Here is a 12,831-nt window from a genome sequence, read left to right on the forward strand (position 1 = left end):
GCTAGGCCTCCCGGTGTTTGTGCCGGTGGCCATGCTCGGGTCCGAAGGCCCGATGCGTGACAAACACGCCGCGATTGGCTGCGAGATGCAGTACGGTCAAACGCTCGCTTCTCAGCCCGGTATCAGGGTCGATCGAGGCAGCGACGCGATGCTTCACTTCAATCTCGAGTGGATGTTCGATCTCCAGCGCCAGACGATGGCTGCGCCAGGTCATGGCAAGCTCCGTCTCACCATGAAACTGCCCGTAATGCAGTGACATGGCGTCTTTCTGCACGATCTGTCTGGACGCTGTGACGAGCATGAACATCCCGGCAAGGGCGGCAGCGGCATGGCCGATGCGGCAGAACTGGGTGTGGGTGAGGAGAGGAAGAACTAGTCTGGTGACCTTGAGCGCAGCAACTGCCGATGCGCCGACGCAAAGCCCGGCAATGAGAACCGAACGGTCGAAGAGGCCGAACTGTGCGTAGAGTATCAGTTTGAGGGCGTGAAGCAGCACCTCATTGGCCGCGCGTGTTGCAATGATGGCTTCCTTCTGCAGGCCGAGTTTCTGATAGAACCGGTTGAACAGGAGCCCCGTCGCGCCGGTAAAGCCTGAAATGAAACCAGCGGCAAAACCGATGGCCGGAAGGCGCTTCCAGGCGCCCTCATCAAAGGCGATCGGGGCGGTGGGGCGAAGCAGAAGAACCACGTTGCCGCTCAGAAACAGGCCCAGCAGCAATTCAAGATAGACCGGGGGCATGAGCCGCAGGCAGAACACGCCGAGCGCCGCGCCGGGTAGAGCCGCAGGAAAGAAAAAGAGCACGACGCGCCTGTCGATGGCGCTCCGGAAGGTCGCGATCCTGCCGATAGTGCTGCACATCGTGCCGATGGAAAGCGCAGCCGGTATTTTAGGGGCTGCCAGTATCAGGCCCAGAACCGGCATGATCACCAGACCCGCGCCACCGCCCGCGACCGAGGAAATGGTGAAAGCAGCGCAGGACAGGCAGAACAGCAGCAGAAAAACCAGCATGACCGGTGCATTCCGTATCAACCGCCCGGCTTCGGGCAGGAAAGGAGGAGGGCTGGCCAGCAGTTTATATGAGAATAATTCTCATATAGATATCAAATCATGTCAGTTTGTCGCGGCTCTCAGAGCTTGCGGTCGCGCTTGATACGGTCCCAGGCGGCGTTGATTCGGGCCACGCGGTCAGCGGCCTTGGCCATCGCTTCGGGGCTGAGGTTTTTCTGTCCCAGCACGTCCGGATGATGCTCCCTGATCAGCACGCGCCAGCGCGTCCGGACTTCCTGATCGCTTGCAGAGCGTGCCAGACCAAGCTCGATATAGGCATCGTTTTCATTGCTGGCCGAGCCGGAGCGCCCTGTCTCCGCACGGTCCCATGCGCCGGGAGGCAGGCCGAGGGCAGCGTGCACCTTCTTCAGAAAAGCGGTTTCCGCAGGGTGGAGTGCCGCACCGGGGGGCAGGTCAGCCCGTGCGATGACGAACAGGGCCATGAGCAGGTTTTCGAGCGGTGCGCGATCCTTGGCAAAGCCTTTGCCCAGTTCACGCGCATACATCTCGAAATCATCTGTGCGGTCGCGTGCCCGATCGAAGAGCATGCCCACTTCGCGGCTGTTATCGGCAGGAAACTGGAAGAGCGATTTGAAGGTCGAGATTTCGGCCTTGTTCACCGGGCCGTCTATCTTGGCCATCTTGGCGCAAAGGGCGACAAGCCCGATGGCATAAAGCTGGTCAGTCTTGCCAAGCAGGGTCGACATCTTGGCGGCCGCCATGAAGGCCGCGCCGTTGGGGTCAGGCTGGCCCTTGGTGCGCCAGTGTTCGTGCCAGCCCCCTGCGGGTGTTTCAAGCAGCGACCCGCGATCGGCCGCATGACCGAGTGCTGCCCCCATGAGAGCGCCCATCGGTCCGCCTACAGCGAAACCGGCCACGCCGCCGAACATCTTGCCCCAGAATGCCATGGCCTATCGGTAGCATGACGCGCGGCAGAAGTTCAAACGGTTGCCGGTCGGTCCGGTGTGGCCAGCGACGTCTCGCTGTTCTCAGGCTCGGCAGCAAGGCGCGGCAGGCTTCGGGCAATGGCCGCACGCATCTGGGCGAGGTCATAGGGCTTGGGCAGTATCTCGACCGAGCTATCTCCCTGTATCGCGTGGCTGTCGCCTGTGGCGAACACCACCCCGATATCTGGTTTCAGGCTGCGCGCCTGTTCTGCCAGATCCTTGCCTGAGAGGCCGGGCAGGTTCACGTCAGTGAGCAGCACATCGACAGGCATGGTCTGGAGCACAATCAGGGCTTCATCATAATCTGAGGCCTCGACTGTCAGATATCCCGACTCCTTCAGCATTTCCGATGTGGCCTGACGGATCAGCCGATCATCTTCCACCAGCAGGATCGTCATGCACAGCGATTGTGACGGGGATGTCGAGACCGGTGCGTTATCGACGGGCGGTATCGCGGCGGTGTGGGTAATCGACGCGGCGGATTGCTGGCGCTGCTGGCGGTTGGCGAGCACATGCCGGAACTTCCGGGCGAGCGCGTCGCGCGTATAGGGCTTCGAGAGCAGCTCGACCCCGGCATCGAGCCGGCCGCCATGCACGATGGAGTTTTCGGTGTAGCCGGAGGTGAACAGGACCGCGATATCGGGCAGGCGTTCCTTGGCGCGGCGCGCGAGTTCGGGGCTTTTCAGCGTGCCGGGCATCACCACGTCTGTGAACAGAATGTCGATAGGCATGCCGCTTTCGATCACGACCAGCGCATTGGCAGCGTCTGTGGCCTTGAGCACCTGATAGCCGAGATCTGACAGCATCTCGACCACGATCGCACGCACTTCGTCATCGTCTTCCACCACGAGCACTGTTTCGTTCCCACCGGTGACGGGGGCCATGTGCAGATCGATCTCGACATCCTCGGCATCCATGGCGCGGGGCAGGTAGAGCTTGATGGTCGTACCCTCACCGGGCTCCGAGTAGATATTGATATGGCCGTTCGACTGTTTGACAAAGCCATAGACCATCGACAGGCCAAGCCCCGATCCCTTGCCCTCGGCCTTTGTCGAGAAAAAGGGCTCGAAGACTTTCGAGAGGATTTCCGGGGTCATGCCCATGCCGGTATCCGAAACGGCAAGCAGGACATACTGACCGGCTTTCACGTCGTCATGCTGACGCACATAGGCATCGTCGAGCTGGGCATTGCCGAGTTCGATGGTGAGTTTGCCGTGACCGTCCATGGCATCGCGCGCGTTGATGGCGAGATTGAGCAGGGCATTCTCGATCTGGGCCGGATCGATGAAGGTGTTCCACAGCCCCGCTGAAACGATGGTTTCGATCTCGATCCCTTCGCCTATGGCGCGGCGCAGCATGTCATCCATACCGCGTACGAAGCGCGTGACATTGACGATCTTGGGCTCAAGCGCCTGGCGGCGCCCGAAGGCGAGTAGCTGGCTGGCCAGACGCGAGCCGCGCTGCACACCGCCCATGGCGCTGGCGACATGGCGCTCGGCACGGGCATTGCCTGCCACATCCTTGCCCAGCAATTGCAGATTGCCGCTGATGACCTGAAGCAGATTGTTGAAGTCATGGGCGACGCCGCCGGTGAGTTTGCCGATCGACTCCATTTTCTGCGCCTGAGCCAGGCGTGTTTCGGCAGCGCGTCTCTCGGTAATCTCTTCGATCACACGGTTTTCGAGCGTCTCGTTGAGTGCGCGGAGCTGTTCCTCTGCACGCTGGCGATGGCGCACCTGACGGGCCAGATCATCGGCGCGCTCGCGCAGGGCAGCTTCGGCAGCGCGCTGATGGGTGATGTCGGTATGCACACCCACCCATTCGGTGATCTCGTTCTTCTCATTCAGGATCGGCAGCGCCCGAATGGCAAAATTGCGCCAGGCGCCATCACGGCTCAGAACGCGATGCTCCTGCACAAACATGCTGCGCGCCCTCACAGAGGCGTTCCATGCGACAACAGTGGAGGCGGCATCGTCAGGGTGGACAGCATTGGCCCAGCCGAAACCCTGATATTCCTCGTAGCTCTGCCCCGTCAGTGCTGCCCAGCCGGGCTGCTCGCCAGTCATGCGACCATCGGCGCTATTGGTCCAGAGCACACCATGAACCGCCTGCATGGCGGTGCGAAAACGCAGGTCGCTCGCCGCAACCTCGGCGATACGCCGTGCCCGGTCTTCAATATCGATGCCAAGAATATGCACGCCATGCACCAGGCCGTCGTCATCGATATGCGGCACGTAGCGGAATTCTGTATGTCGCTCCGTGCCGTCAGGCTGCGGTAGAAGCGTTTCAGCCGTGATCGACCGACCCGAGAGTGCGGCTTCGAGATCGGGGCGCCGGTCTTCATAGACGCGTGCGCCCAGCACCTCGGTGACGGGGCGGTTGACGATGCGCTCCAGCGGCAGGCCAAGCCAGGTTTCATAGGCAGCATTGGCAAAGCGATAGACATGCGCCTGATCGACATAGGAGACGAGCATGGGCGTCGCATCAGTGACGCGCCGCAATTCGGATTCGCTCGAGGCGAGGCGCGTCTCGGCATGGACGCGCTCGGTGTTGTTGACAATCGTGCAGAGCACGCCCCCGGGCGTCTCACCCGTTTCATAGACAGGGGTGAAGTAGAAATCGAGGATCAGCGTCTCGACCTGATCCTTGCGGTTGAGCCTGACCTTTCGATTGAGAAAACTGGCGGCTTCTCCGCGCAGCCCTGCTTCGAGAGCGGGTCTCGTCCAGTCATCGAGTTCAGGGAATGCCCTGGCGAGTGAGGTGCCGAGCGCGCAGGGATGGCGGTCGGCAGCAATGACACTGAAGGCGTCATTATAGAACAGGATCTGCTCCGGCCCCCAGAGCAGCATCTTGGCCACCGGGGAATTGACAACATTGGTTATCGTCGCTCTCAGCGGATCAGACCATATGCGCGTCGGGCCAACGGCATGCTGTGTCCAGTCGAGCCCGCGTATCAGCGCTCCGCATTGCCCCCCGGCAGGAGGAAAGGCGATCCCCTCCCGCTTTGCCGAAAGAACCATTTTCTCACGCAGCAGGGTCAGCCCGGCTTCGACCATGGCGCGCTCACTTGCAAAGCTGCCACGCGTGATCTCGGCGTCCATGAAGGCTTCGAGGCTGTCAGGAGAAGTGGCAGTGCCAGATGGGCAAGACGTCATGGATCGATGAAGCCCCAGCGTCACAGAGGTGAGCAATATGATGTTGTCGTTAAATATCGACAACAATCGTCATTGGCTAGGGGTTCGCTCACGATCGGGTGAGGCGCAGCCCGAAGCCCCGGAAAAATTTCGTGATGATACTGACAAAAGCGCGAACGAGGCCGAGCGGCAATGGTTTTTCAGCCGGCGAAATGCAAACAGGACAGGAGTACTACAGTACACTCTTCTGTTCTCTCTATTGAAGGCGAAATCGTTTGCCCGTGCATTGCGTATTCTACCTCAATGAGAAGGATTTCTCGGTGCTTACCTGCGCGGGGTTCGGCTCGTTTCCTGCTTATTCCGGATCTGGCAATCTGACCAACCGTGCTGCGGCGACCAGCAACAGGAATAATGGCCCGCTCCCGCTGGGGCTTTACCATATCCTCGATCGGCAGTGCGGTGGCCGACTGGGTATCTTCAGGGATCATATCGGTGATCTATTCGCGGGCACCAATCGTCAGGACTGGTTCGCCCTTTATCGCGATGATGGCGTCATTGATGACCAGACATCGATTGACGGCATCAGGCGAGGGGCTTTCAGGCTACACCCGGTCGGGTTCTGGGGCATCAGCAAGGGATGCATCACGCTACCGGACGCCCATGATTTCTACCGCCTGCGTGAGTTTCTGCTCGCCCAACCTCTCGCCTATCTGAATGGCATGCGTTGCTACGGGACACTGGAAGTCAAATGAAAGCGTTCATTACCCTGTCCGTCGCTCTTCTGGTCTATCTCGCTCTGGGCAACGCGACCCATCATTATTTCGCCTGGTCGGGGCGGACATGGAAGATGCTGTCACCCGTCTTTTCTCTCAATGACGCTCTCGGCCTTGGCCTGAGTCAGGCCAGCATCATCATGGCGACCATGATGCTCGTCAGCATCTTTTTGGCCTATGTCATCGTGACAGGGGTCGGCGTATTGATAGGCCGCCGCAGGGGCTGAGTGGCTTGCTGCGCTGCGGGCAGGGCGCGCTATCGGATTACGCTCACCTGCTGCGCTGAAAAACCAGACAGGCCACCCGCAATGCCGAGGCGAGCGGGCGTTCCGGTGGGCGGGTTGCGTCGATGCTTGCGATCAGTGAGGCCAGAGAATTCTCTGCGCTCATCTCTTCTAGCACGGCCCAGAATTCAGGCTCGAGGGCGATGCTGGTGCGATGGCGTGACAAGGTGAAGCTGCGTTTGACGAGATCACTCATTCGATGCGGCTTCCTGTAATTCGGTTTGCGCCCATGCGGCAGCGTCCGCGACAATCGGGCTTTCGTCCTGCGTCAGATGCGCGACCAGAGGCAGATGCGCGCGATTGCCGGAATTGCCGAGCGCAATCAGCACATTCCGTACAAAGCGGTTGCGCCCGATGCGCTTGATAGGTGAGCCGGAAAAAAAGCTGCGGAATCCGGCATCGTCCAGCCGGGCCAGATCATCCAGTCTGGGGGCCATCAGATCGGCACGGGGCTGGAGCTTCATGTGGCGCGAGGTCGCAGCAAACCGGTTCCACGGACAGGCATTGAGGCAGTCATCGCAGCCATAGATGCGATTGCCCATGGCCTTGCGAAATTCGACCGGTATCGGCCCGTCATGCTCGATGGTGAGATAGGCAATGCAGCGCCGCGCATCGAGCGCATAGGGGCGCGGAAAGGCATCGGTAGGGCAGGCTGTCAGGCAGCGCGTGCAACTGCCGCATGACCCGGCGCGAGGCGGCGAGGGGGTGAGTTCAAGCGTGGTGTAGATTTCGCCCAGAAGCAGCCAGGAGCCATGAATGCGAGAGACCACATTGGTGTGCTTGCCCTGCCAGCCAAGCTGGGCCTGTTCGGCAAGGGGCTTTTCCATGACCGGCGCGGTGTCGACAAACACCTTTACCTGCGTGCCATCGCCGCCAACATCCTGACGCACTACGAATTGCGCCAGATGCTTGAGCATGCCTTTGAGCACATCATGATAATCGCGGTGGCGGGCATAGACCGAGATCGTGCCCGTATCGGGCTGGTCGAGCGTTTCTGCAGGATCGGCCTCGGGCGCGTAGGAAAGCCCGAGTGAAATCACACTGCGGACTTCAGGCCAGAGGGCTTTGGGGTCGCCGCGCTGGTCAATGCGCTGTTCCATCCAGCTCATCGTGCCGTGCCGCCCGTCTTCCACGAACTGGCGCAACCGCGTGCGGGCTTCTTCGGGCAGGGAGGCGTCGCAAAAGCCGATCGCATCGAAACCGAGATGCCGCGCATGGTCGGCAATGCGGTCCTCGATGCTCTTGCTCATGGGGAGAGAGGCGTCATGGGACGGGCGGCCAGTCCGGCTGGGGGAACTCGTCCTGTGTCCAGTCTCCCGCGGCCCAGTCGGCGCGCAGGGCGAGCGCTTTCTGCGGCAGGGCGCCGTCGACAATGGCAACCCGTATCTGGCGCATCAGGCGCTGGTAATAGGCAAGATTATGCCATGTCAGCAGCATCGGCCCCAGAATTTCATTGGCACGGAACAAATGATGCAGATAGGCGCGGCTATGGCGTGAGCAGGCCAGACAGTCGCAATCGGGGCTGATGGGACGGTTGTCTTCTGCATGACGCGCATTGCGCATATTGAGCGTGCCGCGCTCGGTATAGGCGCGTGCCGTGCGGCCTGCGCGCGTGGGCATGACGCAATCGAACATGTCGACGCCACGCTCGACACCGCCCAGCAAATCATCGGGCGTGCCCACGCCCATCAGATAGCGCGCATGGTCCTGCGGCAGGAGCGGTGTGGTGAAATCGAGCGTCGAGAACATCAGCTCCTGACCTTCGCCTACCGCCAGACCGCCAATGGCATAGCCTTCAAAGCCGATATCGGTCAGGGCCTTCGCCGAGCGGGCACGCAGATCGCGTTCGGTGCCACCCTGCACAATGCCGAACTGGCCATAGCCGGGGCGCTGCACGAAGGCCTCGCGCGAGCGCGCTGCCCAGCGCATGGACAATTCCATGGAGGATTCGAGACGCTCCGGCGTGGCGGGCAGGGCGGGGCATTCATCGAAGCACATGGTGATGGTGGCATCGAGCGCGTGCTGGATGTCGGTGCTGCTTTCCGGCGTCAGGCGATGCTTCGAGCCATCGATATGCGAGTTGAACGTCACCCCGTCCTGATCGAGCTTGCGCAGCGCGCCGAGCGACATGACCTGAAACCCGCCTGAATCGGTCAGGATCGGGCCTGACCAGTCCATCATGCGATGCAGGCCGCCCATCTTGCGCACGCGCTCGGCGCCGGGGCGCAGCATGAGGTGGTAGGTATTGCCCAGAATGATACCCGCACCTGTTGAGCGCACGGCATCCATGGTCATGGCCTTGACCGTGCCCACCGTGCCGACCGGCATGAACGTAGGCGTCGGGATCGTGCCATGGGCGGTATGCAGATGGCCCGCACGCGCCTGACCGCAACAGGCCTCGGCCTTCCACTGCATTTTCGTGGCGGATTCGGTCATGGGGCGCGGTCCAGCAAGCAGGCATCTCCGTAGGAATAAAAGCGAAAGCCCTGGGCAATCGCATGGCGATAGGCGTCGCGCATGGCCTCGGTTCCGGCCAGCGCACAGACGAGCATGAACAGGGTCGAGCGCGGCAGGTGGAAATTGGTCATCAGCCGATCGACCGCACGGAAACGATAGCCCGGCTTGATGAAAATGGAGGTCTCACCCTCCCAGGGGTGAACGATGCCGTGCTCGTCTGCGGCGCTTTCAAGCAGGCGCAGGCTGGTCGTGCCTACGGCCACGATTTTCCGGCCACTGGCGCGGGTGTCATTGATGAGCTGTGCCGTCCGGGTGTCGATGCGGCCCCATTCGGCGTGCATCTTGTGGCTGGCAATTTCGTCACGCACAGGCAGGAACGTGCCGGCTCCCACATGCAGGGTGAGGGTGTGGCGCTTCACACCGCGCGCATCGAGCGCTGCCAGCAGATCGGGGGTGAAATGCAGCCCCGCTGTCGGAGCGGCGACGGCGCCCTTGTGGCGCTCGAAAATCGTGGCGTAGTCGCTGTCATCCTGCATGGTCGGGCCGGTGGGGCGATCGATATAGGGCGGCAGGGCCAGCACACCGGCCCGTTTGAGGAAGTCGTCAAACGCCTCGCCCTCGGCAGAGAAGCGCATCGAGATCGCGCCATCGCCCTCATTCTCGACCACCTCGGCGGTTACCGGGTCCGTGCCGAAATGCAGTGTGTCGCCCGGCTTCAGCTTGCGGGCGTTTTTCGCCAGCGCATGCCAGCTGCCATCGCTCAGGATACGATCGAGCGTGATGCCGATTTTCGCCTCGCCCCGCCTTGCTGCGAGCTGGGCACGGATGACTGCCGTGTCATTGGCAATCAGCAGATCGCCGGGTTCGAGCAGACCGGGCAGGTCGCTGATGCGCGTTTCGGCCAAAGGCTGACCGGCAGCAACGCGCAACAGACGGGCGCTGTCACGCGGGCGGGCGGGTTCCAGAGCGATATTCTCGCGCGGAAGATCGAAATCGAAATCGGATATCTGCATGGGCGGCTTCGTTTAGGCCAGATCGGTCGGAAAATGCCAGCGCAAATCAGGAAAAACCGGGTTCTCCCTCCGCGCCCGCCGCCGCCGCCCTGCAATGACAGTCGCGGGGATCAGATCGCGAGTGTCGTTGCTTGCTCCTCGTTCATGCCTTCTCCCGCCGCGCTGCTGGCGCTTTTGCCCTCTTCAGCTTCACGCGCAGCCTGCCTTCTGGGGCAGAGCTTGAGATGGTCTATCAGCCAGCGCCCCGCAGGGCCGGGGGGTTCGGCGGTCGAATAGACCACGCTCATGGGCATGTTCGCCCCGCCCGGCGAGATCCCGTCAATGGTCAGTTCGACCAGTCTGCCAGCCTCCAGATCATCGGCAACGCTATGGACCGGCATGCCGCCCCAGCCGAGCCCGCCAAGAAGAAAATGATGCTTGGCGTAGAGATCGGCGAGGCGCCAGGTGAAGGGAGAAAGCACCCCGCGTTCGCGCCCTGCCGAGAGATCGGTGCGGTCGGTCAGCACGAGCTGCACATGCCGCGCGAGTTCGTCACGCGGGATCGGGCCGTTATGGCGGGCGAGAGGATGCTCGGCAGAGGCCACCATCATGAAACGGATATCGCCCAGGGTTTCAGTCGAGCAGGAGGGCGGTACATCCGGCAGGGGCCCCGCAATCGCGATCTGAGCGCGCCCGTCGAGAACAGGCTGGAAGACGCCACCCAAGGCCTCGACGAACAGGCGCAGCGGCGTATGGGGAAAGGTCTCGCGAAAGCCGCGCGCCACGCGGGTCATGCGATCCATAGGGAAGAACACATCGACCACCACCGACAGCTCGGGTTCGATACCCGATGACATGCCATAGGCACGCGCCTTCATATGATCGACATTCATGACAATGCCGCGTGCGTCGGCCAGCAGGGTTTCGCCGGCCTTGGTCAGCTGCGGATAGCGACCGATACGGTCGAAAAGCTGAACGCCGATCTGTGATTCGAGGGTTGCGATCATTTCGCTGATGGCGGGTTGCGAACGCCTGAAGCGTCGTGCAGCCGCAGAGAAGCTGCCCTCGTCGGCAGCGGCTATGAATACGCGCAGCTGGTCGAGAGAGATCCTGTCGAGCATGGAGCCTTCACCTATCGTGTAAAGCGATACTATCCATCGGAATATATTGACTGTCGAGATGGGTCACGATGTGGGACGGTAACAAAGACCAGCGGACCGGTGCGTTTTTCGTTTCATGCCGGGCCGCTTCATCCGACACGACATAAGGCGAAGCTCTCATGAAGATCCTTCATCTCGATTCGAGCATTCTGGGTGATAATTCGGCCAGCCGCGCACTTTCGGCAGAGACGATTGCCCATCTGAAGGCAGCTCATCCCGAGGCCGAAATCACCTATCACGACCTGGCTGCCCAGCCGATACCCGAGCTTGGCTCAGGGCATATCGCGGCGCGCTTTGGCGGCGAAGTGACCGATGAGACGCTTCAGGCCGATCTGGCCCGTGGCAACGCGCATATCGACGAGCTGCTCGCAGCCGATATCGTGGTGATTGGCGTGCCGATGTATAATTTCACGGTTCCTGCCCAGCTCAAGAACTGGATCGACCGGATCATGGTGGCAGGCAAGACCTTCAGCTACAGCGAAAAGGGGCCGGTTGGCCTGCTGCCCGAGGGCAAGAAGGCCATTCTGATCTCGACGCGCGGCGGCCAGTACAGCGCAGGTCATCCGGCAGCCTCGATGGATCATCAGGAGCCTTATCTCGCTGCCGTTCTCGCCTTTGTCGGGCTGAAGGATGTCACCTGGATCCGTGCCGAAGGCCTGAGCCGCGGCGGTGATTCCCGCGAGACGGCCATGAGCGCTGCCCGTGCTGAAATTGCCGCGCTCGCTCTCTGATCCTTTCCCGGGAGTCCTCTCTCGGGCCGCCCCCGATCCAGTCTTTTTTTGCCAACAGGATTTGTTCATGCACAAGACCCTTCTCGCCAGCGCCACCCTCATCACCGCCCTTGCCGCTGCTGGCGCGCCGCAGGCGCATGCCCAGCAGGGCGGATCGCCTGACCCGAAGGCCGTTCAGGCGGGCAGCTATGCAGTCGAGCCGTATCACACCCAGATCAGCTTCTCGCTGCTCCATATGGGGTTCAGCGATTTCTCGGGTTTCTTCTCGCAGGCCTCGGGTACGCTGACCCTTGATCCGGCGCATATCGATGCTACGAAGCTCGATATCACCCTGCCGATCAACTCGGTCCAGACCACGGTGGCAAAGCTCGATGGCGAGCTCAAGGGCGCTGACTGGTTCGATGCCGATAAGTTCCCGACCGCTCATTTCGTCTCGACCAAGGTGGTCAAGACCGGCGCGAAGACTGCCAACATCACGGGTGATCTGACCCTTCATGGCGTAACCCATCCGGTCACGATCAAGGCTCGCCTGATCGGGAGCGGCATCAACCCGCTCGACAAGAAGGAGACGGTCGGTTTCGAGGGCAATGCCGTCATCATGCGCTCGGCTTTCGGGGTAAGCCGTTATGTGCCGCTGGTGGGCGACAGCGTCACCCTGCATATCGCAGGTGCGTTCGAGCGCCAGTCCTGATCTGACTCTCTGGTGGATGACGGGACATGTCGCTAGCGACACAACGTTATGGCGCCGTGGCCATGATCCTGCACTGGATCATGGCCCTTGGTATCCTGGCGCTTCTCGCCATCGGGCTGATCATGGTCCATGGGTCACTCGATCCGGGCACCATGTTCCGCCTGTTCCAGCTGCACAAATCGATCGGCATTACGATTTTGCTCGCGGCGCTGCTGCGGTTGATCTGGCGCCTTCTGCACCGACCGCCTGTCTTGCCTGCCAGCATGGCGCAGCATGAGATCCGGCTGGCGAAACTGGGCCATTTCCTGCTTTACGGTGAAATGTTCTTTCTGCCGCTGACGGGATGGGCGCTGGTTTCGAGTTCGGTCTTTGCCATACCGACCGTGCTGTTCGGTCTGATTCCCTGGCCCGATCTTCCCTATCTGCCCCATCTCGCGGACAAGCGCCCGGTCGAGGCGGTGTTCACCACGCTCCATGCTTACGGCGCCTATTTTCTGATGGCGGTGCTCGCGCTGCATATTCTGGCGGTACTGCGCCATCATTTCATTCTGCGCGACGCCGTGCTGATGCGGATGCTGCCCTCATGGCGTCGAACCAGACACAAGGACCTCTGA

13 protein-coding genes are annotated in these 12,831 nt (G+C 61.4%); 5 read left to right on the forward strand and 8 right to left on the reverse strand.

Features of this window, described 5'->3' with window-relative positions; translation table 11 throughout:
- Position 1: 1 nt before the first annotated feature.
- The 3 genes from AA105894_RS14265 to AA105894_RS14275 form a co-directional block, all read right to left on the reverse strand.
- Positions 2-1,009: a sulfite exporter TauE/SafE family protein gene (locus tag AA105894_RS14265; RefSeq protein WP_267312345.1), complete on the reverse strand. Its 1,008-nt coding sequence runs from the start codon at positions 1,007-1,009 to the stop codon at positions 2-4.
- A gap of 119 nt (positions 1,010-1,128) precedes the next feature.
- Positions 1,129-1,956 (reverse strand): TerB family tellurite resistance protein, encoded by an 828-nt coding sequence (locus AA105894_RS14270; RefSeq protein WP_267312346.1) that lies wholly within the window; start codon positions 1,954-1,956, stop codon positions 1,129-1,131.
- 32 nt (positions 1,957-1,988) lie between these two features.
- Positions 1,989-5,150, reverse strand: a complete 3,162-nt coding sequence (locus tag AA105894_RS14275; RefSeq protein WP_267312347.1) for a response regulator — start codon at positions 5,148-5,150, stop codon at positions 1,989-1,991.
- A 260-nt stretch (positions 5,151-5,410) separates the two neighbouring features.
- Between AA105894_RS14275 and AA105894_RS14280 the strand changes: the two genes are divergently transcribed.
- Positions 5,411-5,881 carry a DUF2778 domain-containing protein gene (locus AA105894_RS14280; protein WP_267312386.1) on the forward strand — a complete coding sequence of 157 codons (471 nt, stop codon included), beginning with the start codon at positions 5,411-5,413 and terminating at the stop codon, positions 5,879-5,881.
- Positions 5,878-6,129: a hypothetical protein gene (locus AA105894_RS14285; RefSeq protein ID WP_267312348.1), complete on the forward strand. Its 252-nt coding sequence runs from the start codon at positions 5,878-5,880 to the stop codon at positions 6,127-6,129. The genes AA105894_RS14280 and AA105894_RS14285 overlap by 4 nt, the downstream gene beginning before the upstream one ends.
- A 43-nt stretch (positions 6,130-6,172) precedes the next feature.
- Here the strand turns inward: AA105894_RS14285 and AA105894_RS14290 are convergent, their stop codons facing one another.
- The 5 genes from AA105894_RS14290 to AA105894_RS14310 form a co-directional block, all read right to left on the reverse strand.
- Positions 6,173-6,382: a ribbon-helix-helix domain-containing protein gene (locus tag AA105894_RS14290; protein ID WP_188426137.1), complete on the reverse strand. Its 210-nt coding sequence runs from the start codon at positions 6,380-6,382 to the stop codon at positions 6,173-6,175.
- On the reverse strand, positions 6,375-7,436 hold the full coding sequence (gene queG, locus AA105894_RS14295; RefSeq protein WP_267312349.1) for a tRNA epoxyqueuosine(34) reductase QueG: 1,062 nt from the start codon (positions 7,434-7,436) through the stop codon (positions 6,375-6,377). Before queG ends, AA105894_RS14290 begins: the two co-directional genes overlap by 8 nt.
- A 13-nt stretch (positions 7,437-7,449) precedes the next feature.
- The gene (gene tgt, locus AA105894_RS14300) at positions 7,450-8,622 is read right to left on the reverse strand and encodes a tRNA guanosine(34) transglycosylase Tgt (RefSeq protein WP_267312350.1); all 1,173 of its coding nucleotides are present in this window, start codon (positions 8,620-8,622) and stop codon (positions 7,450-7,452) included.
- Positions 8,619-9,656, reverse strand: coding sequence for a tRNA preQ1(34) S-adenosylmethionine ribosyltransferase-isomerase QueA (queA, locus tag AA105894_RS14305; protein ID WP_267312351.1), 1,038 nt, complete (start codon positions 9,654-9,656; stop codon positions 8,619-8,621). The genes tgt and queA overlap by 4 nt, the downstream gene beginning before the upstream one ends.
- Before the next feature lie 110 nt (positions 9,657-9,766).
- Positions 9,767-10,756: a LysR family transcriptional regulator gene (locus AA105894_RS14310; RefSeq protein ID WP_267312352.1), complete on the reverse strand. Its 990-nt coding sequence runs from the start codon at positions 10,754-10,756 to the stop codon at positions 9,767-9,769.
- Positions 10,757-10,914: 158 nt separating this feature from the next.
- Between AA105894_RS14310 and AA105894_RS14315 the strand changes: the two genes are divergently transcribed.
- The 3 genes from AA105894_RS14315 to AA105894_RS14325 all read left to right on the forward strand — a co-directional run bounded on the left by AA105894_RS14315 (position 10,915) and on the right by AA105894_RS14325 (position 12,831).
- Positions 10,915-11,526 (forward strand): FMN-dependent NADH-azoreductase, encoded by a 612-nt coding sequence (locus tag AA105894_RS14315; RefSeq protein WP_267312353.1) that lies wholly within the window; start codon positions 10,915-10,917, stop codon positions 11,524-11,526.
- A gap of 67 nt (positions 11,527-11,593) precedes the next feature.
- Positions 11,594-12,217 carry a YceI family protein gene (locus AA105894_RS14320; RefSeq protein ID WP_267312354.1) on the forward strand — a complete coding sequence of 208 codons (624 nt, stop codon included), beginning with the start codon at positions 11,594-11,596 and terminating at the stop codon, positions 12,215-12,217.
- A gap of 26 nt (positions 12,218-12,243) precedes the next feature.
- Complete coding sequence (locus tag AA105894_RS14325; RefSeq protein ID WP_267312355.1) at positions 12,244-12,831, forward strand: cytochrome b; 588 nt, start codon at positions 12,244-12,246, stop codon at positions 12,829-12,831.

Source organism: Asaia spathodeae NBRC 105894 (genome assembly GCF_025994195.1).
Taxonomy (GTDB): domain Bacteria; phylum Pseudomonadota; class Alphaproteobacteria; order Acetobacterales; family Acetobacteraceae; genus Asaia; species Asaia siamensis.

Coding starts and splice junctions, on each gene's coding strand:
- AA105894_RS14320 (WP_267312354.1), top strand. CDS start 11,594: ATGCACAAGACCCTTCTCGCCAGCGCCACCCTCATCACCGCCCTTGCC.
- AA105894_RS14325 (WP_267312355.1), top strand. CDS start 12,244: ATGTCGCTAGCGACACAACGTTATGGCGCCGTGGCCATGATCCTGCAC.
- queA (WP_267312351.1), bottom strand. CDS start 9,656: ATGCAGATATCCGATTTCGATTTCGATCTTCCGCGCGAGAATATCGCT.
- tgt (WP_267312350.1), bottom strand. CDS start 8,622: ATGACCGAATCCGCCACGAAAATGCAGTGGAAGGCCGAGGCCTGTTGC.
- AA105894_RS14270 (WP_267312346.1), bottom strand. CDS start 1,956: ATGGCATTCTGGGGCAAGATGTTCGGCGGCGTGGCCGGTTTCGCTGTA.
- AA105894_RS14315 (WP_267312353.1), top strand. CDS start 10,915: ATGAAGATCCTTCATCTCGATTCGAGCATTCTGGGTGATAATTCGGCC.
- AA105894_RS14275 (WP_267312347.1), bottom strand. CDS start 5,150: ATGACGTCTTGCCCATCTGGCACTGCCACTTCTCCTGACAGCCTCGAA.
- AA105894_RS14265 (WP_267312345.1), bottom strand. CDS start 1,009: ATGCTGGTTTTTCTGCTGCTGTTCTGCCTGTCCTGCGCTGCTTTCACC.
- AA105894_RS14285 (WP_267312348.1), top strand. CDS start 5,878: ATGAAAGCGTTCATTACCCTGTCCGTCGCTCTTCTGGTCTATCTCGCT.
- AA105894_RS14290 (WP_188426137.1), bottom strand. CDS start 6,382: ATGAGTGATCTCGTCAAACGCAGCTTCACCTTGTCACGCCATCGCACC.
- queG (WP_267312349.1), bottom strand. CDS start 7,436: ATGAGCAAGAGCATCGAGGACCGCATTGCCGACCATGCGCGGCATCTC.
- AA105894_RS14310 (WP_267312352.1), bottom strand. CDS start 10,756: ATGCTCGACAGGATCTCTCTCGACCAGCTGCGCGTATTCATAGCCGCT.